Source organism: Pseudomonas sp. SAS7 (genome assembly GCF_052112345.1).
GTDB classification, from domain to species: domain Bacteria; phylum Pseudomonadota; class Gammaproteobacteria; order Pseudomonadales; family Pseudomonadaceae; genus Aquipseudomonas; species Aquipseudomonas putida_Q.
This window is the reverse complement of sequence record NZ_JBEGGO010000006.1, coordinates 205,452-230,401: the sequence shown is the minus strand read 5'-3', so window position 1 is coordinate 230,401 and position 24,950 is coordinate 205,452. Positions and strand designations below refer to the sequence as shown.

The following is a 24,950-nucleotide window of genomic DNA, read 5'->3' as shown; positions in this document are numbered from 1 at the left end:
TGTCAGCCGATATGTCACAAAAAAGCCCCTGCCGATCGCTCGGCAGGGGCTTTCGTCTGGCGCTGTAGGAAACTTACAGGCCGGCAGCGTCACGCAGCGACTGGGCGCGGTCGGTGCGCTCCCAGGTGAAGGTGGTGAAGGTGTCGTCGCCGACAGTCTTCTGCTGCGGCTCGCGGCCGAAGTGGCCGTAGGCAGCGGTTTCCTGGTACATCGGGTGCAGCAGGTCGAGCATGGTGGTGATGGCGTACGGACGCAGGTCGAAGCACTCACGCACCAGCTGGATGATCTTGTCGTCGGAGACCTTGCCGGTGCCGAAGGTGTTGATCGAGATGGAGGTCGGCTGGGCCACGCCAATGGCGTACGACACCTGGATCTCGCAGCGCTCGGCCAGGCCGGCTGCAACGATGTTCTTGGCTACGTAGCGGCCTGCATAGGCGGCGGAACGGTCGACCTTGGACGGGTCCTTGCCGGAGAACGCACCACCACCGTGGCGGGCCATGCCGCCGTAGGAGTCAACGATGATCTTGCGGCCGGTCAGGCCACAGTCACCCACCGGGCCACCGATGATGAAGTTGCCGGTCGGGTTGATGTGGTACTGGGTGCCCTTGTGCAGCAGCTCGGCAGGCAGGGTGTGCTTGACGATCAGCTCCATCACGGCTTCTTGCAGGTCTTTCTGCGAAACTTCCGGGTTGTGCTGGGTCGACAGTACCACCGCGTCGATACCGACCACCTTGCCGTTTTCGTAGCGGCAGGTGACCTGCGACTTGGCATCCGGGCGCAGCCACGGCAGCAGGCCAGACTTGCGCGCTTCGGCCTGGCGCTCGACCAGGCGGTGCGAGAAGCAGATTGGTGCCGGCATCAGTACTTCGGTTTCGTTGCTGGCATAGCCGAACATCAGGCCCTGGTCACCGGCGCCCTGGTCTTCTGGCTTGGAACGGTCCACGCCCTGGGCGATGTCCACCGACTGCTTGCCGATGATGTTCATCACGGCGCAGGTGGCGCCGTCGAAGCCGACGTCGGAGCTGTTGTAGCCGATGTCGATGATCACCTTGCGCACCAGGTCTTCCAGGTCGACCCAGGCCGAGGTGCTGACTTCGCCGGCGATGATGGCGACACCGGTCTTGACCAGGGTTTCGCACGCTACGCGGGCGTATTTGTCCTGGGCGATGATGGCATCAAGTACGGCGTCCGAAATCTGGTCGGCGATCTTGTCCGGATGCCCTTCGGACACGGACTCGGAGGTGAAAAGGGAGTATTCGCTCATCTCGAAGGTTCCTGAAATTTACCGATGGTGTATGTCGCCAGCCGTCCGCTGGAAATGGCGGACCTGGATCTGGAAACCGTTACGCAAGCCCACGTACAGGCTGTCCCCATGGGCCAGCCCGGCAGCGTTGGCCCAACGCGCCAGGTCGTCCTGTTCAAAGCCAAGCCACAGGTCGCCGCAGGCGTCCCGCGCCCACCCCTGGTCATGGCTGCACAACTCGGTGACCAGCAGGCTACCGCCTGCCTTCACCCGTTTGGCCAGCTGGCGCAAGGCCAGGGCCGGGTCGCTGAAATGGTGCAGCACCATGTTCAGCACAACGCAGTCGGCGGCCACATCCGTTGCACCCAGTGCATCGGCCAACTGCAGGTTCACGTTGTCGAGCCCCTCGCGGTGGCATACCTGGCGCGCCAGTTCGAGCATGGTGGGGCTGTTGTCCAGGGCGGTCACCTGGGCGAAGCGCCGGGCCAGGTCGGGGAGGAAGCCGCCGTCACCGGGGCCGACCTCCAGGGCGCTGGCGGCCGGGTCGAAATGCAGTTTGTCGAGTAGCGCAAGCAGGCTTTCGCGGTACTGCGGCAGGCCGGCTATCAAGTCTTGCTGGGCGCGAAACTTTTCTTCAACGCGCAGGAAGAAGTCCTGGCTGGTGGCCGCGCGGCGCTGCTGCACCTGGGCGATCCGCGCCTGCACATCGGGCGGCAGGACCAGGTCGTCGACCTCATCGAGCAGCGCCGCATGCAGCCGGCCGCCCAGGCGCAGGCCGTCGGGCAGGGCACGACGATAGAAGATGGCGTTGCCTTCGCGGCGGGTTGCCACCAGCTCGGCCTGGGCCAGCACCTTCAGGTGGTGGCTCATGCCCGACTGGCCGATGTCGAAGATCTGCGCCAGCTCCAGCACGCCGAACGAATCGTTGGCCAGTGCGCGCAAGACATTCAGGCGCAGCGCGTCGCCACTGGCTTTGCACAGGGCGGCCAATGCTTCGCGTTGCTCGGGAATCGATTGCGCACGGAGGTTCATGGGGCGGCAGTCTAGACAGGCATCGATGCCCTAGCAAGGCCAATATCAAAAAGTTTTGATATTGGGTGATGGGCGGGGCGGTTAACCCGGTTTTGCCCCGAATTGAATGCCAATCACAGGAAAATCCCCCGACTGCGACCATACGTCATTGCCCCGAGCCCCCCCAGTGGGCGAAAATGGCCGCCTTTTTCGTAACACTACCTATTCAAGCCCCCAGGAGATCAGCGATGCCCAGCCGTCGTGAACGTGCCAACGCCATTCGTGCACTCAGCATGGATGCCGTGCAAAAGGCCAACAGCGGCCACCCAGGTGCCCCCATGGGCATGGCGGATATCGCCGAAGTGCTTTGGCGCGACTATCTGAAGCACAACCCGAGCAACCCGAGTTTCGCCGACCGTGACCGCTTCGTGCTGTCCAACGGCCACGGCTCGATGCTGATCTACTCGCTGCTGCACCTGACCGGCTACGACGTCACCATCGATGACCTCAAATCGTTCCGCCAGCTGCACAGCCGTACCCCGGGCCACCCGGAGTTTGGCTACACCCCGGGTGTCGAGACCACCACCGGCCCGCTGGGCCAAGGCCTGGCCAACGCCGTGGGCTTCGCCCTGGCCGAGAAGGTACTGGGCGCCCAGTTCAACCGTGAAGGCCACAGCGTCGTCGACCACAACACCTACGTGTTCCTGGGCGACGGCTGCATGATGGAAGGCATCTCCCACGAAGTCGCCTCGCTGGCCGGCACCCTGGGCCTGAACAAGCTGGTGGCCTTCTATGACGACAACGGCATTTCCATCGACGGTGAAGTGGAAGGCTGGTTCACCGACGACACGCCGAAGCGTTTCGAGTCCTACAACTGGCTGGTGATCCGCAACGTCAATGGCCACGACGCCGACGAGATCCGTACCGCCATCGACACCGCCCGCAAGAGCGATCGCCCGACCCTGATCTGCTGCAAGACCATCATCGGTTTCGGTTCGCCGAACAAGCAGGGCAAGGAAGACTGCCACGGTGCTCCGCTGGGCAACGACGAAATCGCCCTGGCGCGCAAGGAACTGAACTGGAACCACGGTCCGTTCGAAGTCCCTGCCGACATCTACGCCGAGTGGGACGCCAAGCAAGCCGGTGCCAAGGCCGAAGCCGAATGGAACCAGCGTTTCGACGCCTATGCCGCTGCCTTCCCGGAGCTGGCCAGCGAGCTCAAGCGCCGCCTGAACGGTGAGCTGCCAGCCGACTTCGCGGAAAAAGCCGCTGCCTATATTGCTGAAGTCGCGGCCAAGGGCGAGACCATTGCCAGCCGCAAGGCCAGCCAGAACACCCTGAACGCCTTCGGCCCGCTGCTGCCGGAACTGCTGGGCGGCTCGGCCGACCTGGCCGGCTCCAACCTGACCCTGTGGAAAGGTTGCAAGGGCGTCAGCCATGAAGATGCCAATGGCAACTACATGTACTACGGCGTGCGCGAGTTCGGCATGACCGCCATCATGAACGGCGTTGCCCTGCACGGTGGCCTGGTGCCTTACGGTGCGACCTTCCTGATGTTCATGGAATACGCCCGCAACGCCGTGCGCATGTCTGCCCTGATGAAGCAGCGTGTGATCCACGTCTACACCCACGACTCCATCGGCCTGGGCGAAGACGGCCCGACTCACCAGCCGATCGAGCAGCTGGCCAGCCTGCGCTGCACGCCGAACCTGGACACCTGGCGCCCGGCCGACGCCGTGGAGTCCGCCGTGTCCTGGAAGCACGCCCTGGAGCGCAAGGACGGCCCGTCGGCGCTGATCTTCTCGCGTCAGAACCTGCAGCACCAGGACCGCGACGCCCAGCAGATCGCCGACATCGCCCGTGGCGGTTACGTGCTCAAGGACTGCGCTGGCGAGCCTGAGCTGATCCTGATCGCCACCGGTTCGGAAGTGGGCCTGGCCGTTCAGGCCTTCGACAAACTGACCGAGCAAGGCCGCAAGGTGCGTGTGGTGTCGATGCCAAGCACCAGCGTGTTCGACGCCCAGGACGCTGCCTACAAGCAGTCCGTACTGCCCTTGGAAGTGGGTGCGCGCATCGCCATCGAAGCCGCCCACGCCGACTTCTGGTACAAGTACGTCGGCCTGGAAGGTCGTATCATTGGCATGACCACCTATGGTGAGTCGGCCCCGGCCTCTGCACTGTTCGAAGAGTTCGGCTTCACCTTGGAGAACATCCTGGGTACTGCCGAAGAGCTGCTGGAAGACTGATACAAGGAAGGCGAGGGCCTTTGGCCCTCGTTCGCGGCACAAGGCCGCTCCTACAGGGTATTGCATACGCCGTCCCCTGTAGGAGCGGCCTTGTGCCGCGAATGGGCCGCGCAGCGGCCCCGTTCAACTGCCGGAGTTCAAGAGCTACCTATGCCCCACCTGCGTCCCTACAAAGTTGCACTCAACGGTTATGGCCGCATCGGCCGCTGTGTCCTGCGCGCGCTGTTCGAGCGGGGGGCGAAGGCCGGTTTCGAGATCGTCGCGCTGAACGACCTGGCCGACCAGGCCAGCCTGGAATACCTGACACGCTTCGACTCCACCCACGGGCGTTTCCCCGGCGAGGTGAAAGTCGACGGCGATTGCCTGCATATCAATGGCGACTGCGTGAAGGTAATGCGTAGTGCCACCCCCGAAGGCATCGACTGGGCCTCGCTGGGCATCGACCTGGTACTGGAGTGCTCGGGTGCCTATAACACCCGTGCCGATGGCCAGCGTTTCCTCGACGCCGGCGCGCCACGTGTGCTGTTCTCGCAGCCCATGGCCAGCGAGGCCGACGTAGACGCCACGGTTGTCTACGGTATCAACCAGGCCTGCCTGACCGGCAGCGAACGCCTGGTGTCCAATGCCTCGTGCACCACCAACTGTGGCGTGCCGCTGCTGCGTGTGCTGGACCAGGCGTTCGGCATCGAGTACGTGCAGATCACCACCATCCACTCGGCGATGAACGACCAGCCGGTGATCGACGCCTACCACCACGAAGACCTGCGCCGCACGCGTTCGGCCTTCCAGTCTGTGATCCCGGTGTCCACTGGTCTGGCACGTGGCATCGAGCGCCTGCTCCCGGAACTTGCCGGGCGAATCCAGGCCAAAGCGGTACGTGTACCGACCGTCAACGTCTCGTGCCTGGACATCACCCTGCAGACCGCCCGCGATACCAGTGCGGCCGAGGTCAACCGGGTGCTGCGCGAGGCCGCGCTGGAAGGCCCGCTGAAAGGCTTGCTGGCCTACACCGAGCTGCCGCACGCCAGTTGTGATTTCAACCATGACCCGCATTCGGCGATTGTCGATGCCAGCCAGACCCGTGTTTCCGGCCCCCGCCTGGTAAACCTGCTGGCCTGGTTCGACAACGAATGGGGTTTTGCCAACCGTATGCTCGATGTTGCAGAACACTTTCTGCACGTCGTTCACCCAACCCGCAACAAACAGCTCTGAAGGACTGCATTCATGACCGTGTTGAAGATGACCGACCTCGACCTGCAAGGTAAGCGCGTACTGATCCGCGAAGATCTCAACGTGCCTGTGAAGGACGGTGTGGTAACCAGCGACGCGCGTATCCTGGCAGCGCTGCCGACCATCAAGCTGGCCCTGGAGAAGGGCGCGGCGGTAATGGTCTGCTCGCACCTGGGCCGCCCGACCGAAGGCGAATTCTCTGCCGAGAACAGCCTCAAGCCGGTTGCCGACTACCTGAGCAAGGCCCTGGGCCGTGACGTGCCGCTGGTTGCCGATTACCTGGACGGTGTCGCGGTACAGGCCGGTGAGCTGGTGCTGTTCGAGAACGTGCGCTTCAACAAGGGCGAGAAAAAGAACGCCGACGAGCTGGCGCAGAAGTACGCTGCCCTGTGCGATGTGTTCGTCATGGACGCTTTTGGCACCGCTCACCGCGCCGAAGGTTCGACCCACGGTGTGGCGAAGTTCGCCAAGGTTGCTGCTGCCGGCCCGCTGCTGGCGGCCGAGCTGGATGCCCTGGGCAAGGCGCTGAAAGCCCCGGCCAAGCCGATGGCGGCCATCGTTGCCGGCTCCAAGGTGTCCACCAAGCTGGATGTGCTGAACAGCCTGAGCGCCATCTGTGACCTGCTGATCGTCGGTGGTGGCATCGCCAACACTTTCCTGGCTGCTGCCGGCCACCCGGTGGGCAAGTCGCTGTACGAACCTGACCTGGTCGAGACCGCCAAGGCCATCGCCGCCAAGGTCAACGTACCGCTGCCAGTCGACGTGGTGGTTGCCAAAGAATTCGCCGAAACTGCCGAAGCCACCGTCAAGGCCATCGCCGACGTAGCTGCCGACGACATGATCCTGGACATCGGCCCGCAAACCGCGGCCAACTTCGCCGAGCTGCTGAAGTCGTCGCAGACCATCCTGTGGAACGGCCCGGTCGGCGTGTTCGAATTCGACCAGTTCGGCAACGGCACCAAGGTGCTGGCCAAGGCCATTGCCGAGAGCGCAGCGTTCTCCATCGCCGGTGGCGGTGACACCCTGGCAGCCATCGACAAATATGGCGTCAGCAAGGAAATCTCCTACATTTCTACCGGTGGTGGTGCTTTCCTCGAGTTCGTCGAGGGCAAGGTCCTGCCAGCGGTGGCAATCCTGGAAGAGCGGGCCAAGGCCTGATGACGTCGGCGCTTGGCAAAGGGAGTGGCCTGATGGTCAAGCAATTGCCTGTGATGATGCTGGCTGGCCTGCTGAGCGCCTGCTCCGGCAGCCCGGCCTCGGATGGCGACCCGGCGCATCCGCCCAAGGGTGGTTGCTACCAGTCCGAGTGGCAGGCCGAAACCGTGCCGGTCATCAGCAAGCGCGTGGGCCCGGAAGGCCTGGAAAAGTACGACGAAGACCACCAGCGCAAGGCGCCGGGTTGCCCTTGACCCCGGCGTTTCGTCGGGCCAGGCAACCAAGCGACCGCTGTGTGGTCATCTAGAGGATATGTAATGAAAGCGCTTTTGGCCGTAACGGCCCTGGCGACACTGGCAGGATGCTCACTGCTGCAGCCGGCGCAACCCGCCCCGGCAGACAACTGGACCCGTTGGGTCTGCGATACCCAGGCCGAAGTGCTGTGGCGCTTCGCCGATGCACAACGCGACCAGGTCGACGTGCGCCTGGGCGGCGGTGACCAGGTCTACCGGCTCAAGTCCGAGCCGGGTGCTTCGGGTGCGCTGTACAGCGATGGCATGCTGGCCTTCCACACCAAGGGCGAAGAAGGCCTGGTGTACTGGGTGGCAACCAACGATCTGATTGGGCGGGGCTGCAAGGCACCGTGACTGGCCGGGCCGCGTGAATGGCCCACACTACTTGAACAGCAACCGCCCCTGCGGCAGGCTTGCACGAAACAAACGACGCTTGTCGGGAGAGAGATACACAATGGCACTCATTAGCATGCGCCAGATGCTGGACCACGCCGCCGAGTTCGGTTACGGCGTACCAGCTTTCAACGTCAACAACCTCGAGCAGATGCGCGCCATCATGGAAGCGGCTGACAAGACCGACTCCCCGGTGATCGTCCAGGCCTCGGCCGGCGCCCGCAAATACGCCGGTGCCCCGTTCCTGCGTCACCTGATCCTGGCTGCCATCGAAGAATTCCCGCACATCCCGGTGTGCATGCACCAGGACCACGGCACCAGCCCTGACGTCTGCCAGCGCTCCATCCAGCTGGGCTTCAGCTCGGTGATGATGGACGGCTCGCTGGGTGAAGACGGCAAGACCCCGACCGACTACGAGTACAACGTCCGCGTTACTCAGCAGACCGTTGCCATGGCGCACGCCTGCGGCGTTTCGGTAGAAGGCGAGCTGGGCTGCCTGGGTTCGCTGGAAACCGGCATGGCCGGTGAAGAAGACGGCATCGGCGCCGAAGGCGTGCTGGACCACAGCCAGATGCTGACCGACCCGGAAGAAGCGGCCGACTTCGTCAAGAAGACCCAGGTCGACGCCCTGGCGATCGCCATCGGTACCAGCCACGGTGCCTACAAGTTCACCAAGCCGCCTACCGGTGACGTGCTGGCCATCGACCGCATCAAGGAAATCCACAAGCGCATCCCCAACACCCACCTGGTGATGCACGGTTCTTCCTCGGTCCCGCAAGAGTGGCTGGCGATCATCAACCAGTACGGCGGCGACATCAAGGAAACCTACGGTGTACCGGTCGAAGAGATCGTTGAAGGCATCAAGCACGGCGTGCGCAAGGTCAACATCGACACCGACCTGCGTCTGGCTTCCACCGGTGCAATGCGTCGCCTGATGGCGCAGAACCCGAGCGAGTTCGACCCGCGCAAGTTCTTCGGTGAAACCGTCAAAGCCATGCGTGACGTGTGCATCGCCCGTTACGAAGCCTTCGGCACTGCCGGTAATGCCTCGAAGATCAAGCCGATCTCCCTGGAAGGCATGTACCAGCGCTACCTGAAAGGTGAGCTGGCCGCCAAGGTCAACTGATCGACTGGCCGCAGTAAAAAAACCCGCAGCGATGCGGGTTTTTTTTTGGCCGGCAAAAAGCCGGAACATAATTCCGGCAGACCGACCGTTAGTCGGCTACCGTACAGTTGAACCACTGATAGCGTTCTGATTGCATTGCGTGTTACCACCTCAGGACTAGAGTACTAATGGATCCAACCGTATTTTGAAGTCGGTCACATAACAGAGAAGCAGCATGGATGGCGCTCAAGCTCAAGTTCAACCACAGCCACTGGATGGCAGCTCGGTCCTTCTGGTGGTAGATGACTACCCCGAGAACCTCATCAGCATGCGGGCGTTGCTGGCCCGGCAGGATTGGCAAGTGTTGACGGCAAGCTCGGGGACGGAAGCCTTGAGTGCACTGCTCGAATACGATGTCGACCTGGTCTTGCTGGATGTACAGATGCCGGAGATGGATGGTTTCGAAGTGGCCCGGCTGATGCGTGGCAGCCAGCGCACCCGGCTGACACCCATCATATTCCTCACCGCCAACGAACAGTCCGAAGCCGCCGTGCTCAAAGGGTACGCCAGCGGCGCTGTGGACTACATGTTCAAACCGTTCGACCCGCAAATCCTCAAGCCCAAGGTCCAGGCCTTGCTCGACCAGCAGCGCAACCGGCGCATGCTGCAGCGCCTGACCCGCGAGCTGGAGGTAGCCCGGGCGTTCAATGCGTCGATCCTGGAGAACGCCGCAGAGGGCATCCTGGTGGTGGATGCCCTGGGCGTCATCAGTTTTGCCAACCCGGCCATTTCGCGCTTACTGGCGGCCTCGGTGCAGCAGCTGCAGGGCGTGCACCTGCTCGACCTAGTGCAAACGGGCAGTGCCAGCCTATGGGGGGAATCGGACTTCTACCAGGCCTACCTTGGGTGGCGTATTTTCCGCGTGCATGATGCCCAGCTGCGTACCCTCGGTGGCGATCTGGTGCCGGTGGCGTTGTCCTGCGCACCGTTGCCGGTTGACCAGCAGGCCATGGTGGTTACCGTTCTGGACATGTCAGTGGTGCGCAACCTGCACCAGCAGCTGGAATACCAGGCCGTGACCGACCCGCTTACCGGCCTGCTCAACCGCCGTGGTTTCTACCAGGCTGCCGAAGGTGCGCTGCTGCGCAACGAGCGCTCGGACAAGGCGCAGGCATTGATGTACATGGACCTGGACGGCTTCAAGCGCATCAACGACTCGTTGGGCCACGACACTGGTGACCGTGTGCTGCGCTGGGTGGGCGAGCAACTCAAGGATTGCCTGGGCAGCGAGGCCTTGCTGGCACGCATGGGAGGGGATGAATTCACCGCGCTTTTCGACAGCCTGCCCTATCCCGAACAGGCCGGGCGCTATGCCGAGAAACTGCTTGAGCGTATTTCGATCAGCCACCAGATCGAAGGGCTGGATGTGTGCCTTGGGGTCAGCATCGGCATCGCCACCTTCCCGGATTGCGGGGCCAATGTGGAAGGCCTGCTGCGCGCAGCCGATGCAGCGATGTACGCTGCCAAGCAAGCCGGGCGCCAGCAATACCGCTTCTACGACCAGGAACTCAACGGCCGGGCGCGTTCGCGGCTGATGCTGGAAGACGGTGTGCGCACCGCCATCGAGCAGCAGGACTTCACCTTGGTGTACCAGCCGCAGGTGTCCTTCATTGATGGCCGGCTGCGGGGCTTCGAGGCCTTGTTGCGCTGGCAGCACCCCAGCGTCGGCGACGTGCCGCCGGGGCTGTTCATTCCGTTGCTGGAAGAAGCCCGCCTGATCAACCGCCTGGCCAGCTGGATCTACCGCCAGGGGGCTGCCCAGCGCCAGGCCTGGTACGACCGGTTTCCCGCCGACCTTGTGCTTGGCATCAGCCTGAGCCGCGCGCAGTTTGTCATGCCCGGCCTGGTCGAGGAGTTACAGCGGGTGATCCAGCTTTACCAGCTGGACCCGGCGCAGCTGGAGGTGGAAGTCGCGGAAACTTCGCTGATGTACAACATCGATGCGGCGGTCAAACAGATACACCGCTTGCGCGAGCTGGGGGTGCGGGTGGCCCTGGACGATTTTGGCGCCGGCGACTGCTCGTTGCGCATGCTGCGTGACTTGCCGATCGACACCTTGAAGCTCGACCGCCACCTGGTGGCGCGCTTGCCCGATTCGGCAGTGGATGCTGCCTTGGTCCGCAGCGTCGTCGGCCTGTGCGCCGACTACGGCATCACGGTGATCGCCGAGGGTGTGGAAACCCCGGCCCAGGCGGCTTGGCTGAAGGCCAATGGTTGCGAATACGTGCAGGGTTTCCTGGTGGCGTACCCGATGACCGCGGCGGATGCCAGCGGCTTCCCGGCAATTTTCTCCTGGCCTGGGCCATGATTGGCTAGAATCGGCATTCGTTACGCCGAATGCAGCGCCATGACCGTATTACGTTACTTGCAAGCCTACCCCCCGCACCTGCAACAGCAGGTGCGGCAGATGATCGACAGCGACCGCCTGGGCGAATACCTGCAGCGCCGCTACCCCGACCGCCATGACGTGCAAAGCGACAAGGCGCTGTACGGCTATGCCCAGGACCTGCGCCAGCAATACCTGCGCAGTGCGCCGAACCTGGACAAGGTGCTGTTCGACAACCGTCTCGACCTGACCCATCGGGCCCTGGGCCTGAACACGGCGGTGTCGCGGGTGCAGGGCGGCAAGCTCAAGGCGAAGAAGGAAATCCGCATTGCCTCGCTGTTCAAGGAGGCTGCGCCGCAGTTCTTGCGCATGATCGTGGTGCACGAACTGGCGCACCTGCGCGAGCGCGACCATAACAAGGCGTTCTACCAGCTCTGCCAGCACATGGAGCCGGACTACCACCAACTGGAATTCGACCTGCGCGTCTACCTGACCTATCGGGAGCTGCCAGGCAACTGCTAAGGACCCCGCAGCATGGAAGTGAGCAAGACCAAGAGCAGCTTCTACCGTCGCCTGTACGTCGCCTGGCTGATCGACAGCCAGACCGCGACCAGCGTGCCCGCCCTGATGGAGGCTACCGGCATGCCGCGGCGCACGGCCCAGGACACCATCGCCGCCCTGGCCGACCTGGATATCGTCTGCGAGTTCGAACAGCAGGAAGGCGCACGCAACCACGCCGGGCATTACCGCATTCATGACTGGGGGGCGATCGACAAGCAGTGGATCATCCGCCACTTGCGGCAGATCCGCGAAGTGCTGGGTTACCCCTGAAGAATTTGGGGCTGCTGTGCAGCCCATCGCTCAGGCCTGCGCGGAACCTGTGGGCGCTGGCTTGCCGGCGAAAGGGGTGCAAAGCACCCCCGGCAATTTCAGCCTTTGCGCATCCCGACGTGCGGGATGTCATCTTCAAGATATTCCTCGCCCACCACCTCAAACCCATGGCGGGCATAAAACCCCTGCAAATGCGCCTGCGCCGACAGGTAGACCGGTACTCCCGGCCAGCAATGCTCTGCCGCCTCCAGCCCTTTGAGCAGCAACGGGTGCCCCAGCTTCATGCCGCGGGCTTCGGGGGCGGTCACTACCCGCCCGATCACCACATCCCCGCCCTGGGACTGAGGGTCGAGCAAGCGCAGGTAAGCCACCAGCTTGTTGTCCTGCCAAGCCATCAGGTGCAGGGTATCGCCGCTCAGATCCTGGCCATCGACTTCCTGGTACGCGCAACGCTGCTCGACCACAAACACTTCGGTGCGCAATTGCAGAATGGCGTAGAGCTGGTCCTTGCCGAGGTCGGTGTGGTGCTTGCAAAGCCAGTCGATGGACATTGGCGAACTCCTTGAGTGGGCAGCCGATCATCGCACGTCATCTGTGCTTCGGCCAAAATAGAGGCTAAATGACACTATTGGCCGCTGCCCTTGGCAACGGCTTTGTGTAATCTCTTCGGCAGTGTGCGCCCACCATTGCGAAAGGACTTGAGCATGCGGCCACTGCTTTGTGTTCTGGGATTACTGGCAATGCTGGTGGCAACGGCCGCCCCGGGTCACGACAAGCTACGCCTGGTGGCCGACAGCTGGCCACCGTTCACCGATGCCAACATGCCGGGCGGCGGCCTGGCGACCAGCATCGTCACCACGGCGCTGACCCGTGCCGGCTACACCAGCAGCTATGAAGAAGCGCCTTGGGCGCGGGCGCTGCTGGGGGTAGGTGAAGGGCGCTACGACGTACTGATCAATGCCTGGTACAACGACTCGCGTGCCAACATCGGGCAGTTTTCCAACGCCTACCTGACTAACCGCATTCGCCTGCTGCAACGCACGGGCGAGGCCTTCCACTACAAAGACCAGTCGGATCTGTACCCCTACAGCATCGCCGTGGTGCGTGATTACGCCTATTCACCGAAGTTCGACGCCGATACCCGTCTGCACAAGGTGCCGGTGCGCAACTTTTCGTCGGCGGTACGCATGCTGGCGGCAGGGCGGGTGAACCTGGCGGTGGAAGACGAGTACGTGGCCCGCTACAACCTGCAGCGTGAGCCGCAGGAGGTGCGTGATGGGGTGATGCTGGTGGAGCCGCCACTGGGGGAAAACACCCTGCATATCCTGGTGAGCCTGAAGCACCCGGAGCATAAACGCATCGTCGAGCGCTTCGAGCAGGCCATTGCGGCGATGAAGGCCGATGGCAGCTATGACCGGCTGTTGCGTCAGCATGGCTTCTGATCTGTATCGCCTGTGTTGGCCTCTTCGCGGGCACGCCCGCTCCCACAGGTATTCCACACATGTCAGGTTTTGTGAGGTCTCTGTGGGAGCGGGCGAGCCCGCGAAGAGGCCAGCACAGGCAACAAGGCAATCAGGCCGGGGCACCTTCCTTGATCAGGTGTGCCGCCAAGGTCCGCAACGGCCCCAACTGCCGGCAAATCAACGCCAACTGTGTCTGCACCAACCGCTGATGTTCATCCAGCTCTTCCGGCATCTGCTCCAGCGCATTGGCCAGTGCCTCTTCGGCATCGCTGTGAATCGCCACCGGTAGCCGTGCGGCCAGGCCATTGGCAATCTCGTCCAGGCTGCTGGCCAGGCTTTGCCCGGCGCCCTCGATCAACTGCTCCTGCACCTCTGCCGGCAAGGCCGTGTCGCGGTGCGCGCCCAGCCCCGAGAGGTAGCTGAGCAAGGTGTGCGACAGCACCAGGAAGCGGAAGCCGACGTCGGCTTCCTTACGGAAGTGCCCCGGCTCCATCAGCATGTTGGCCAGGGTAGTGGACAGCGCCGCGTCGGCGTTATGGGCATTGCGCCGGGCCAGGCGGTAGGCCAGGTCGTCGCGCTTGCCATGGGCATACTGCTGCATGATCTGGCGCAGGTACACGCTGGCGCAGGCCAGGGTATTGGCCAGCGCCTTGTTCAAACGCCGGCCCTGCCAGTCGGGCAGGAACAGGAACACCGCCAGGATGGCGATCAGGCTGCCCACCAGGGTATCGAACAGGCGCGGCAGGAACAGGCCGTAGCCATCGCCGATCTGGTTGAAGCAGAACAGCACCATCAGGGTGATCGCGGCCGTGGCCAGGGTGTAGCGGGTGGTACGGTTGACGAAGAACACCACCCCGGCAACCACGGCGAACAGCGACTGGATGACCGGGTTGGGGAACAGGTCGAACAATGCCCAGCCCACTGTCAGGCCGACGGCGGTGCCGAAGATTCGCTGCACCAGCTTGCGCCGGGTTGCACCGTAGTTGGGCTGGCACACGAACAGCGTGGTGAGGATGATCCAGTAGCCCTGAGTGGGGTGGATCAGGTGCACCATGCCGTAGCCGATCGACAGCGCCAGCGGCAGGCGCAGGGCGTGACGGAACAACAGCGAGGTCGGCGTGAGCTGGGTGCGCAGGCGTCTCCACACGTCTTTAAGCGAACGTGGCGAGCGGTCCAGCAGGCTGCTGTCACTGGCGTCGGCCAGGCTGTCCGGGTTGCTGGCGGCGCTTAGCAGGCGGTCCAGTGTTGCCAGGTTGGCGGCCAGTGCCCGCAGCGAGCGCAACAGGCTGCGCCAGGCCGGGTTGTTCTGCATGCGCAGGTGCTCCAGCGAGGCGTTGAGGTCCTCGAGGGCTTCTGGATAACCGCTGGCCAGCACGAACGGCTGACGCAGGCGGATCGAGCGGGCCAGCTCCTGGCAGGACGAGCCTTGCTTGCGTAGCAGGCGCTGGCAGCGGAACATCACGTCACTGTGGAAAAACGCCTCGGTCAGGCCGTTGTAGGGGTAGTGCGACGCACTGACCCGCTCGTGAATGTCCTGGGCCAGGAAGTACAGCTTGAGGTAACGGCTGACCTTGGAGTTCGGCTGGCTGTTGCCCACCCGGTGCAGGATGATTTCCTTGGCAGCGTTGAGCGCTGCCACCACCTTGCCGTTCTGCTGGGCCAGCTCCAGGCGCCGGGCCTCGACGTCGAGGGTGCGGATGGGCTCGAACAGGCTGGCCTTGAGCTTGAGGTAGCTGCCCAGTTCGAAGAACAGCTTGGCCAGGCTTTGCTGCACCGGCTGGTTGGAAAACAGCGCCTGCCACAGTACCGAAAGCAGCCCGTACCAGGCCGCGCCCGCCACCAGAAGCAGCGGCTCGTGCCAGAAGTCCGTCACTTGGCCACCGCGCTGGTCCACACCGATCATGGTGTACACCGCCGTGATCAGTGTCGCCGAGGCAATCGCACCATAGCGCTCGCCCAAGGCGCCGAGCATGGTCAGGCCGAACGCCGCCAGGGCCAGGGCGATGGCGAAGATCCAGGGGTAGGGGAACAGTAACTCGACCGCCAGTGCAGCGATGGCGAAACACACCAAGGTAACGGCGAGGGCGCTGAGGCGGCCCTGCCAGCTGTCGTCGGTCTCGGCCAAGGCGCTGGCGATGATGCCGAGGAACAGTGGAATCAGCAGGGCCATCTCGTTCTGGTACCAGCACAGGGCCAGGCTGCCGGTGAGGGCGATGGTGACCCGGATGCTGTAGCTGAACTTGTCTTGGCCCCACAGGCGACGCAGTGACTGACGGAACGAGCTCGATGACATGATGGCCTGCTAGGCAGTGAGCGAAGAATGCATTGCAGCACGGGCCAGCAAGAAGCGTTCCGTGCTGCTGAATGGATTCTACTCTACACGAACTGCGCCGCGGCGTTGGCCGATGCCCAGGCCCACTGGAAGTTGAAACCGCCCAGGTGGCCAGTGACATCCAGCACTTCCCCGATGAAGTACAGCCCGGGGCTTTTCAGCGATTCCATGGTCTTGGACGACACTTCGCGGGTATCCACGCCGCCCAGGGTCACTTCGGCGGTGCGGTAGCCTTCGGTGCCGGCCGGCACCACTTGCCAGTTCGCCAGCTTTTCGGCGATTTGCGCCAGTTCCGCCGGGGTGTACTGCTTCATCGGCCTGGACTCGAACCATTGCTCGGCCAGCAGGTTGGCCAGCTTGCGGGTGAAAACCTCGCCCAGCACGGTCTTCAGTTCGGCGTTGGCACGTTCGGCCTGCATCTGTTGCAGCCAGCCCAGCGCATCGCGGTCCGGCAGCAGGTTGATCTCGACCGTATCGCCCGCTTCCCAGAACGACGAAATCTGCAGGATCGCCGGGCCGCTCAGGCCGCGGTGGGTGAACAGCAGGTTCTCGCGGAAGCTGGTGCCGTTGCAGCTGGCGGTGCAGTCCAGCGAGGTGCCCGACAACTCGGTGCACAGTGCCTTGAGCTGGGGCTCGGTGAGGGTGAACGGCACCAGCCCGGCGCGGGTTGGCAGCAGGGTGTGGCCAAACTGGCGCGCCACCTGGTAGCCGAAGCCGGTGGCGCCCAGGGTCGGGATCGACAGGCCGCCGGTGGCGATCACCAGCGACTGGCAGGCAAACTGGCCGCCGCTGGTCTGCAGCAGGTAGCCGCTTTCGGTCTTCTCGATGTGTTCGATGCTGGTGTGCATGCGGATCTCGGCGCCGGCCTCGTCGCATTCGGCCAGCAGCATGTCGAGGATGTCGCTGGCCTTGTTGTCGCAGAACAGCTGGCCGAGCTTCTTCTCGTGGTACGCCACGCCGTGCTTGCACACCAGCTCGATGAAGTCCCACTGGGTATAGCGGGCCAGCGCCGACTTGCAGAAGTGCGCGTTGTGCGACAAGAAGTTGGCGGGCTCGGTGTACATGTTGGTGAAGTTGCAGCGCCCGCCGCCGGACATGAGGATTTTCTTGCCGGGCTTGTTGGCGTGGTCGAGCAGCAGCACCCGGCGGCCACGGCGGGCGCTGAGCTGGGCGCACATCAGGCCGGCGGCGCCGGCGCCGAGGATGATCACGTCGGTGGAGTGCACGGTGTTACCTCAGTGGTAGTTTGGGGCCGCCGTGCGGCCCATCGCCGGCAAGCCAGCTCCCACAGGCCCTGCACAAGCCTGAGGCCTGGGGTGATCCTGTGGGAGCTGGCTTGCCGGCGATGGGCTGCACAGCAGCCCCAAAAAATGTCAGAGAATGCGGACTTTCAGGGCGCGGCCCTTGATCTTGCCGCTGTTCAGCCGCTGCATGGCCTGCTTGGCCAGCGCACGCTCCACGGCAACAAATGCCTGGAAGTCGAAGATGGCGATCTTGCCCACCTGCTTGCCCGGGATGCCGGCATCACCGGTCAGTGCCCCCAGGATGTCACCAGGGCGCAGTTTGTCCTTGCGGCCTGCGGCAATGCACAGCGTGGTCATTACCGGCAGCAGCGGTTCACCGCCCTTGTTCTTCAGGCTGTCCAGCGAGGCCCAGCGCAGCGGGCTTTTCTGCAGGTCTTCGATGGCCTGGGCGCGGTGGCCTTCTGCCGGTGCCACCAGGCTTACCGCCACACCTTTCTCGCCGGCACGGCCGGTACGGCCCACCCGGTGCACGTGGATTTCCGCATCACGCGCCAGCTCCACGTTGATGACCATGTCCAGGCCATCGATATCCAGGCCGCGCGCGGCCACGTCGGTGGCCACCAGCACCGAGCTGCTGCGGTTGGCGAACATGGCCAGCACCTGGTCACGGTCGCGCTGCTCCAGGTCACCGTGCAGGGCCTGGGCGACGATGCCCTTGGCCGTCAGGTGGGCAACCACGTCCTCGCACTGCTGCTTGGTGAAGCAGAACGCCACGCAGGACTGCGGGCGGTAGTGGCCGAGCACACGGGTGACGGCTTCAAGGCGGTGCTGTGGGTCGATCTCGATGAAACTCTGTTCGATCTGGTTGTCGGTGTGCAGGCTCTCGACCTTGACCTGTTGCGGGTTGCGCATGAAGTCGGCGGCCAGCTGCTTGATGCCGGACGGGTAGGTGGCCGAGAACAGCAAGGTCTGGCGGCGCGATGGGGTCTTGCCGATGATGCTGGCGATGGCGTCGAAGAACCCCATGTCGAGCATGCGGTCGGCTTCGTCCAGCACCAGGGTGTTCAGGCCGTCGAGCACCAGGGTGCCTTTGTCCAGGTGCTGCTGGATGCGCCCCGGGGTGCCGACGATGATGTGCGCACCGTGCTCCAGCGAAGCGATCTGTGGGCCCAGCGAAACGCCACCGCACAGGGTGAGGATCTTGATGTTGTCCTCGGCGCGGGCCAGGCGGCGCAGCTCTTTGGCCACCTGGTCGGCGAGCTCGCGGGTAGGGCACAGCACCAGCGCCTGGCAGCCGAAGTAGCGCGGGTTGATCGGGTTCAGCAGGCCGATGCCGAAGGCGGCGGTCTTGCCGCTGCCGGTCTTGGCCTGGGCGATCAGGTCCTGGCCCTTGAGGATGACGGGCAGGCTCTGGGCCTGGATCGGCGTCATCGAGGCATAGCCGAGGGCGTCCAGGTTCGCCAGCATGGCGGCGGACAACGGCAGAGTGGCAAAGGCGGTGGATTCGGTGGTCACGAGGCGGGCCTGCGTTGCGAAGCGAAAAAATGCCGCACAGTCTACCAGCCTCGTGGCCATTCGCCCTACGGTTCCATGTGTTGTTCCGGACGACGGGCACGCCTTCCGTCCGTCGGCGCCAGTTGCAGGAAGATCGCTGCCGCCAGCATGGCCATCACGCCGATGGTGACAAACGTCAACTGGAAGGCGCCCAGGGTGCTTTCCACACCCTCGGCGCTACCGGCGGCGGTAAAGCCTCCAAGCAAGGCGCCGGCACAGGCCACGCCCAGGCTCAGCGCCAGCTGCGCGACCACCGACAGCAGGCTGTTGCCGCTGCTGGCGCTGGCGTCATCGAGGTCGATCAGGGTTACCGTGTTCATGGCCGTGAACTGCATGGAGTTGACCGCGCCCAGCAGGCCCAGCTGGATCAGCAGCACGGCGTAGGGTGTCTGCTCGTCGACCAGGCCGAGGCTGGCCAGCAGCAGGCCCAGCAGCAAGGTGTTGCCGGTGAGGATGATGCGGTAGCCAAGCCGTTCGATCAGCGGCCTTGCGACAGACTTGGCCAGCATGGCCGCTGCCGCCAGCGGGATCATGCTCATACCGGCCTGGGCGGGTGAGTAGCCCAGCGCCACCTGCAGCAGCAACGGTACCAGGAACGGCAGTGCGCCGCTGCCCAGGCGGGCGAACAGGTTGCCGAGGATGCCGATGGCGAAGGTACGCACGCGGAACAGGCTGGGCGAGAACAGCGGCTCCGGGTCGCGCCCGGCGCGCAGCCAGTAGGCCGCCAGGCAGGCCATGCCGGCGAACAGCAGCAACATCACCCGCAGGTGTGGCAGGTGCAACTCGCCCAGGCCTTCCATGGCGATGGTGATCAATACCATCGCTGCGCCAAACAACAGGAACCCGGGGCCGTCGAACGTGGTGCGCTCGGCACCGCGCAGGTCCGGGATGAACTTCCAGACGGCAATGCAGCCGAGCAGGCCGACCGGCAGGTTGAGCAGGAAGATCCAGTGCCAGCTGAGGATTTCCACCAGCCAGCCGCCGACGGTTGGCCCCAGCAGTGGGCCGAGCAGGCCAGGGATGGTGATGAAACTCATGATCCGCACCAGCTCGCTGCGCGGGTAGGCGCGCAGCACCACCAGCCGCCCGACCGGCAGCATCAGCGCACCGCCCAGGCCCTGGACGACGCGGGCGAAGATCAGGAAGCCCAGGCTGTTGGCTGCTGCGCACAGCAGCGAGCCGAAGCTGAACAGCAGAATGGCGCTGAAGAAGATGCGCTTGGTGCCAAAACGGTCGGCGATCCAGCCCGAAGCCGGGATCAGCAGGGCCACGGTGAGCATGTAGGCAATGATCACACCTTGCATGCGCAGCGGGTCTTCGGCCAGCGAGCGGGCCATGGCCGGCAGCGCGGTGTTGAGGATGGTGCCGTCCAGGGACTGCATGAAGAAAGCGATGGCCACCACCCAGGGGATCCAGCGGGCGGTGACGGGGTCCAGCGGGGTGCGCTCAGGCATGACGTCCTCTTTTGTCTGTGCCGGCCTCTTCGCGGGGCAAGCCCGCTCCCACAAGATCTCCACCGCACTCTGATGTGGTGGGATCTCTGTGGGAGCGGGCTTGCCCCGCGAAAGGGCCGATAATGCCAATCACAATGTCAAGGTCAGGCCTTTGACCAATGCCCCCGGCAAATGACTCGACCCGGTACTGCGCTGCCCATAGGTACTGGTCGACAAGATCATCTCGCGCTCCCGGGTCAGGTCCTCCAGCTGGCTACCCAGCAAACTGTAAAGGCTGTCATCGAAGCGCATGGTGCTCACCGGCCCCTGGATCTGCCCGTTTTCCACCCAGAAGGTGGCGAAGCGGGTCAGCCCGGTCATGCGTGCTGCCGGCAGGTCAGAGTAGTTCAGGTACCACAGGTTGCTGATGTACAGCCCGGTGCCTAGTCGCTCAAGGATCTGTTCGCTGGCCAGGTTGCCAGGCGCCAGGCTGAGCGCGCAGGGCGACTCGTAGCTGTCGGCGCCATTCGCCAGCAGCTCGAACTCGGCCGCACTGCGTGCGCAGATCAAGCGTTGCTGCGCTTCGCCTTGCTGGATCAACGGCACATCCAGGCGCGGCGCCCCTTCATCGGAAAACGCCGGGCTCAGCGAGCCGCTGACCTGCTCGGTGAAGCTCACCAGCGGGCTTAATCGTGCATCGCCGTTGTACAGGCGCTGCAAGGCGCTGTTGCCGGTGGCGAGGGCCTGTGCGGAAAAACCGCCCCAGCACAGCATGCCGGCGATTTCGTCCATGGCCGCAGGCGCCAGGTAGGCGCGGTAGCTGCCAGGCTTGAGGGTGACTGCCGGGCGGCCGAGGAAGCCGAGTTGTTCACGTGCCTGGCGCAGGCGCTCGGTGAAGTCGTCGGCGATCCACAGCTGGCCGGCATAGTTGGCCTTCACCGCCTGGCCGTTTTCGTGGAACAGGCTCCAGTCAACGTTGAAGCTGTTGGCCTGGTGCCAGCCAAAGGCCCCGAACGAACTGGCGAAGCCCCGGCAGATCGGGCCGGCGGCGTAAATGCCGACCAGGTCCAGCTCGCCTGCTTCGCGGTCGAGCAAGGCCAGCACTTCGTCCAGTGCGGGCAGGGGATGGTCCTGCAGGCTGTGGCTTTGCCAGGCGCTTTCGTCCAGGCGCAGGTACGGGTCGAGGGCCAGCAGCGGCAAGGTCTGGCGCAGTTGCTCAAGGGCATCGCTCAGGCGCTGGCGGTCCAGTTGCACGTCGCCACTCAAGGTCACCTGCTGTTCCGCCTGGCGGCCATCGCGCACGAGCCGCAGCTGGGCGCTTGCCTGGCTCACTTCACCGGCCTGGCGCACCTTGGCGTGGTTGAAACGCACGAACTGCGACTGTTCTGCGCTATAGCCGAGGGTGAACTGCTCGCCTGCTTGCAGGGCGGCGCGCACATCCCCGACAAGCGTTTCGAAAGCGTGCTTCATCAGGCGTCTCCTCCGAATACATCGATCTGGCGGAACACACAGGCCGGCGAGGCGTGGCCGACCCGCACCACCTGGTTAGGTTCGCCCTTGCCACAGTTGGGCGTGCCCAGTACCTGGAAGGTACTGCGGTCGCCGACGGCCGACAGGTTGCGCCAGAACTGCGCGGAGATGCCGCGGTAGTTGGGGTTCTTGACGATGCCCTTGAGCTCGCCGTTTTCAATCAACTGGCCATATTCACAGCCGAACTGAAACTTGTTGCGCGCATCATCGATGGACCAAGAGCGGTTGGTACGCATCAGGATGCCGTGCTCGATGCCTTGCACCAGTTGCTCCAGGCTCTGATCACCCGGTTCGATATTGAGGTTGGCCATGCGGTCGATCGGGGCACGGTTCCAGCCACAGGCGCGGCTGTTGGCCACGCCGTCCAGGCCAGAACGGAACTGCGACAGCGCGCCGCCCAGTGGGCGCAGCAGCAGGCCGTCGCGGATCAGGAACTGCTTGCTGGCCGGGGTGCCGTCATCGTCAAAGCTGTAGCTGGCCAGTTCTTCGCCGATGGTCGGGTCGAAGGTCACGTTCAACAGGCTGGAGCCGTACTGCAGGTGGCCGAAGTCGCTGGCTTTGACGAAGCTGGTGCCCGCGTAGTTGCGCTCGTCGCCGAGAATACGGTCCATCTCCAGCGGGTGGCCGATGGACTCGTGGATCTGCAGCATCATCTGGTCGGGCATCAGCAGCAGGTCGCGCGGGCCGCTGGGGGGGTTGGGGGCCATCAGCAGTTGCAGTGCCTCGTCGGCCACCTGCCGGGCGGCGCCGACCAGCCCGCAGCGCTCGATGATCTCGAAACCGCCCTGCTGGCCGAAGTTGTCGCGGCCCAGGCTACGGCTCTGGCTGTCCTGGCCATCGCTGGCGGTTACGCCCAGCCCCGGGAACAGAAAACGCTGTGCGTGGCGCAGTTCGGCGCCCGCGGAGTTCAGGTAGGTTTGCTCGACCAGGCTTAGTCCCAGACTGGCCTGCCAGTCCACCAGGCGGCTGTCCTTGGGCACGCTGGCCGATTCGGCGGCGAGCAGGCCAAGGCAGTCGGCGAGGGAGGGCACGGGTTGATCGAAATTGGGCGAAGTGTGGTCGTGACGGGCGTTGGTCACTGGCTGGTCGCGCAGGTCGAGCAGGCTGTGCGGGGCGATCTGCCGGGCCAGAGCCTCGGCTTGTTCCAGTGCGCGTTGCAGCCCGGCCTGGGACAGATCGGCGGTGGCCGCATAGGCCTCCACGCCGTTGACCCGCACGGTGAGCATGGCGCCCTCGTCCTGGCTGAAGAAGGGCGGCTCGGCGACATTGCGGCGAACCGACAGCGCCTGGTGCGACTGTTTCACATGGCGCAGGGAAAACAACTCGGCCGTACTGCGCAGCGCGGCGAAGCGCTGGCGCAGCAGGGCGCTGGAATCGAACATGCAAAAGCCTCCGTGTACACGGTGGCTCCCCCTTAGAACCACTCGTCCTGCATGGTGAGGCAAGTGTTGTCGCGCGCCTCTAGCAATGCCAGCTCATTATGGCAGCCCGGAACTTCCCAGGTCAGGAAATAACACCGGTTGCTGACAGCCCATCTTTCTGAATGGCAGCTTTCAACATTTCGTTCAGTTGCAACGCGACATGGTGGGAGGTATCCGTCAGCAGGTAAAGATGATGCTCGGGCAGGGCGGGCAGGCCCCTCCCTACCATGAACGCGAGCGATGTATCGCCGCTGTCCAGCCCTTCGACGATGCCGACGGCCAGGCCACTGCGCATGCATGCCAGCACCGCATGCCAGTTGGCGCTTTCAAGCAGGATACGGTAGGCAATGCCGTGAGCCTTCAACGCCTGCAGGGCCGCTTCTCGGTAGGGGCAGCCCTTCAGCTGCAGTGCCAGTGGCAAGGGGCGACTGGCATCGTACTCGAACCCAGGCGCAGCGGCCCAGCGCGGCTGGGTGGTGCGAAGCCATTCACCTTGCTGCCAGTGTTCACTGCTGACCGCCACTGCCAGGTCCAGTCGTTGTCGCGCAAACAGGTCGATGAGTTCTGCACTGGAGCATGCCACCGCTTCCAGTTCCAGTTTCGGGTTGCTGGCGACAAACACCGGTAAAAAATCGCTCATGAGGTTGGCGGCATAGCCGTCCGGTACACCCAGGCGAACCTTGCCCGTGATCTGCTGCGACGACAGCGTAGCCAGCAGCCGGTCATGGGCCATCAGGAAGCGGGTTGCCTCACCCAGCAAGTGCCGGCCTGCCGGGGTCAGTTCCACCGACTGGTTGCTGCGGGCAAACAACTGTTGGCCGACCTTCTCCTCCAGCTTCTGGATCTGCGTCGTCACTGCCGATGGGCTGCGGTGTACGTAGTCGGCTGCATCCTTGAAGCGACCAAGCCGGGCGACTGCCTGGAAGGTTCTCAATACGTCTATGTCGAGGGCTTTCCCCATGTAACCACCTGATTTGGTCGGATCGAACCAGCACTTCGATTTAATCAACTGTACAGGCTTTATACCCCCTCCTACTGTGTGGCTACAGCACGGTTGCCCCTCAAAAATGCAATGGAATGATACGGATGAGCCTGAACGACTTCGTTGTAGATGCACTTGTACACACTCCCAGCTACCAGAACGCACGGCTATGGACGGTCGAGAACCATGAGAAGTACTCGACCCTGCTTCAGCCTGACTCCGGGCCTGACGGTGAGCATCATTTCAATCACGAGATATTTCTGCTCATGCGAGCCTTGAATGAGCAAGGTATTGGTGAGGAGGGGTTATGTGCCGACACGCGAGGGCACGGAGCGCTCAAAAGCGTCATCGGCAACGTTGCCGAGCGGTTGGCGGCGCTAGCTAGCGGGCGCCGCGTGCATTATGTCGAGCTGGGCCCCGAGCCGGTCAAAAGCACCTGCTTGCTCAAGCGCATGGCCGAGACCTCCAGCTCCATTCGCTACACCGCGATCGATATCAACCAGACTTCCGAAGCTGCCATGAGAGATGCCTTGCGGCCCATCGTGCAAGCGGATGGCAGCTTCAACTACATCGCCGCCGACTATCGCACAGTGACTCACGAGGCTTTGCGGCACGATCAGGAAGTCACCCTGATCACGCTGCTGGGGTTCCAGGAAGGCAACGAGCTGCCAGTGAGCACGGGCAGGCTGATACGCAGCCTGGCAGGTGACGCGACCTACATCCTTTCGGAAATGCAGGTATACGAACAAGGCCTGGAAGGTGCCATTCTCGCGTTCTACGCCAACCGCAACATGCTCCAGTTCTCCAGGATGGTCGCACTTCAACAAGGGTTCGTACCTTCAGGCGACCACGAGGCGATCCTCGTCCCGCTTCGCATTCTGGATGAGTCGATTCACGTAGCCGTGACCCTCCAGCCTGTGCAGCGCCTGCAGGAGCAGGGTTACCTGCTGACCAACATCTGCCTCAAATACACGCCCGAACAGTTTCGTCGCATTCGAGCCCGGCACTGCAACTGCCGTGTGGTGGACGAGTTTGCCAGTGGTGATGGCTCGGTGCGCTACCAGATCGCGAAGTACCTCCAGTAGCAACTTCACGGAG

21 protein-coding genes and 1 pseudogene are annotated in these 24,950 nt (G+C 63.7%); 11 read left to right on the top strand and 11 right to left on the bottom strand.

All coding sequences use genetic code 11. The features are described from left to right. Positions 1-73: 73 nt before the first annotated feature. Positions 74-1,264, bottom strand: a complete 1,191-nt coding sequence (gene metK / locus ABI582_RS12305) for a methionine adenosyltransferase (RefSeq protein ID WP_043198231.1) — start codon at positions 1,262-1,264, stop codon at positions 74-76. An 18-nt stretch (positions 1,265-1,282) separates the two neighbouring features. Further along, positions 1,283-2,275 carry an ArsR/SmtB family transcription factor gene (locus tag ABI582_RS12300; RefSeq protein ID WP_442119304.1) on the bottom strand — a complete coding sequence of 331 codons (993 nt, stop codon included), beginning with the start codon at positions 2,273-2,275 and terminating at the stop codon, positions 1,283-1,285. Between the two features lie 227 nt (positions 2,276-2,502). Between ABI582_RS12300 and tkt the strand changes: the two genes are divergently transcribed. From tkt to ABI582_RS12255, 9 genes are all read left to right on the top strand, one after another. Beyond that, entirely contained in the window at positions 2,503-4,500 is a 1,998-nt protein-coding gene (tkt, locus tag ABI582_RS12295; RefSeq protein WP_442119303.1) for a transketolase, read from the top strand. Positions 4,501-4,650: 150 nt separating this feature from the next. Then, on the top strand, positions 4,651-5,712 hold the full coding sequence (gene epd, locus ABI582_RS12290) for an erythrose-4-phosphate dehydrogenase (protein ID WP_442119302.1): 1,062 nt from the start codon (positions 4,651-4,653) through the stop codon (positions 5,710-5,712). A gap of 12 nt (positions 5,713-5,724) precedes the next feature. Further along, positions 5,725-6,888, top strand: coding sequence for a phosphoglycerate kinase (locus ABI582_RS12285; protein ID WP_338745451.1), 1,164 nt, complete (start codon positions 5,725-5,727; stop codon positions 6,886-6,888). After that, entirely contained in the window at positions 6,888-7,139 is a 252-nt protein-coding gene (locus ABI582_RS12280) for a hypothetical protein (RefSeq protein WP_016489511.1), read from the top strand. Before ABI582_RS12285 ends, ABI582_RS12280 begins: the two co-directional genes overlap by 1 nt. A 63-nt stretch (positions 7,140-7,202) precedes the next feature. Further along, positions 7,203-7,532: an MliC family protein gene (locus ABI582_RS12275; protein ID WP_012274521.1), complete on the top strand. Its 330-nt coding sequence runs from the start codon at positions 7,203-7,205 to the stop codon at positions 7,530-7,532. Between the two features lie 100 nt (positions 7,533-7,632). Then, the gene (fba, locus tag ABI582_RS12270) at positions 7,633-8,697 is read left to right on the top strand and encodes a class II fructose-bisphosphate aldolase (RefSeq protein ID WP_016501943.1); all 1,065 of its coding nucleotides are present in this window, start codon (positions 7,633-7,635) and stop codon (positions 8,695-8,697) included. Positions 8,698-8,911: 214 nt separating this feature from the next. Further along, positions 8,912-11,044 (top strand): putative bifunctional diguanylate cyclase/phosphodiesterase, encoded by a 2,133-nt coding sequence (locus tag ABI582_RS12265; RefSeq protein ID WP_442119301.1) that lies wholly within the window; start codon positions 8,912-8,914, stop codon positions 11,042-11,044. Between the two features lie 39 nt (positions 11,045-11,083). Beyond that, positions 11,084-11,584 carry a M48 metallopeptidase family protein gene (locus ABI582_RS12260; protein ID WP_086975203.1) on the top strand — a complete coding sequence of 167 codons (501 nt, stop codon included), beginning with the start codon at positions 11,084-11,086 and terminating at the stop codon, positions 11,582-11,584. 12 nt (positions 11,585-11,596) lie between these two features. After that, complete coding sequence (locus ABI582_RS12255; RefSeq protein ID WP_003249396.1) at positions 11,597-11,893, top strand: winged helix-turn-helix domain-containing protein; 297 nt, start codon at positions 11,597-11,599, stop codon at positions 11,891-11,893. Between the two features lie 98 nt (positions 11,894-11,991). Here ABI582_RS12255 and ABI582_RS12250 read toward each other — a convergent pair whose 3' ends face one another. Next, on the bottom strand, positions 11,992-12,444 hold the full coding sequence (locus ABI582_RS12250) for a GNAT family N-acetyltransferase (RefSeq protein ID WP_442119300.1): 453 nt from the start codon (positions 12,442-12,444) through the stop codon (positions 11,992-11,994). Positions 12,445-12,597: 153 nt separating this feature from the next. Between ABI582_RS12250 and ABI582_RS12245 the strand changes: the two genes are divergently transcribed. Continuing rightward, positions 12,598-13,335: a substrate-binding periplasmic protein gene (locus tag ABI582_RS12245; RefSeq protein ID WP_442119299.1), complete on the top strand. Its 738-nt coding sequence runs from the start codon at positions 12,598-12,600 to the stop codon at positions 13,333-13,335. A gap of 130 nt (positions 13,336-13,465) precedes the next feature. Here the strand turns inward: ABI582_RS12245 and yccS are convergent, their stop codons facing one another. The 8 genes and pseudogenes from yccS to ABI582_RS12205 form a co-directional block, all read right to left on the bottom strand. Then, positions 13,466-15,649: a YccS family putative transporter gene (yccS, locus tag ABI582_RS12240; RefSeq protein WP_442119298.1), complete on the bottom strand. Its 2,184-nt coding sequence runs from the start codon at positions 15,647-15,649 to the stop codon at positions 13,466-13,468. A gap of 83 nt (positions 15,650-15,732) precedes the next feature. Beyond that, positions 15,733-16,914 (bottom strand): NAD(P)/FAD-dependent oxidoreductase, encoded by a 1,182-nt coding sequence (locus ABI582_RS12235; protein ID WP_442119297.1) that lies wholly within the window; start codon positions 16,912-16,914, stop codon positions 15,733-15,735. A 147-nt stretch (positions 16,915-17,061) separates the two neighbouring features. Next, positions 17,062-18,399: an ATP-dependent RNA helicase DbpA gene (gene dbpA, locus ABI582_RS12230; RefSeq protein ID WP_230685741.1), complete on the bottom strand. Its 1,338-nt coding sequence runs from the start codon at positions 18,397-18,399 to the stop codon at positions 17,062-17,064. A 113-nt stretch (positions 18,400-18,512) separates the two neighbouring features. Then, positions 18,513-19,940, bottom strand: a complete 1,428-nt coding sequence (gene mdtD / locus ABI582_RS12225; RefSeq protein ID WP_442119296.1) for a multidrug transporter subunit MdtD — start codon at positions 19,938-19,940, stop codon at positions 18,513-18,515. Between the two features lie 129 nt (positions 19,941-20,069). Further along, positions 20,070-21,389 carry a TldD/PmbA family protein gene (locus tag ABI582_RS12220; RefSeq protein WP_442119295.1) on the bottom strand — a complete coding sequence of 440 codons (1,320 nt, stop codon included), beginning with the start codon at positions 21,387-21,389 and terminating at the stop codon, positions 20,070-20,072. Further along, entirely contained in the window at positions 21,389-22,831 is a 1,443-nt protein-coding gene (locus ABI582_RS12215; protein WP_442119294.1) for a TldD/PmbA family protein, read from the bottom strand. Before ABI582_RS12215 ends, ABI582_RS12220 begins: the two co-directional genes overlap by 1 nt. 32 nt (positions 22,832-22,863) lie before the next feature. Beyond that, positions 22,864-22,962, bottom strand: a pseudogene (locus ABI582_RS12210) (hypothetical protein); the annotation flags it as partial. Next, positions 22,953-23,831: a LysR family transcriptional regulator gene (locus tag ABI582_RS12205; protein ID WP_086975211.1), complete on the bottom strand. Its 879-nt coding sequence runs from the start codon at positions 23,829-23,831 to the stop codon at positions 22,953-22,955. The gene ABI582_RS12205 and the pseudogene ABI582_RS12210, both read right to left, overlap by 10 nt. A 125-nt stretch (positions 23,832-23,956) precedes the next feature. Between ABI582_RS12205 and ABI582_RS12200 the strand changes: the two genes are divergently transcribed. After that, the gene (locus ABI582_RS12200; protein ID WP_338745442.1) at positions 23,957-24,937 is read left to right on the top strand and encodes a hypothetical protein; all 981 of its coding nucleotides are present in this window, start codon (positions 23,957-23,959) and stop codon (positions 24,935-24,937) included. Positions 24,938-24,950 lie beyond the last annotated feature (13 nt).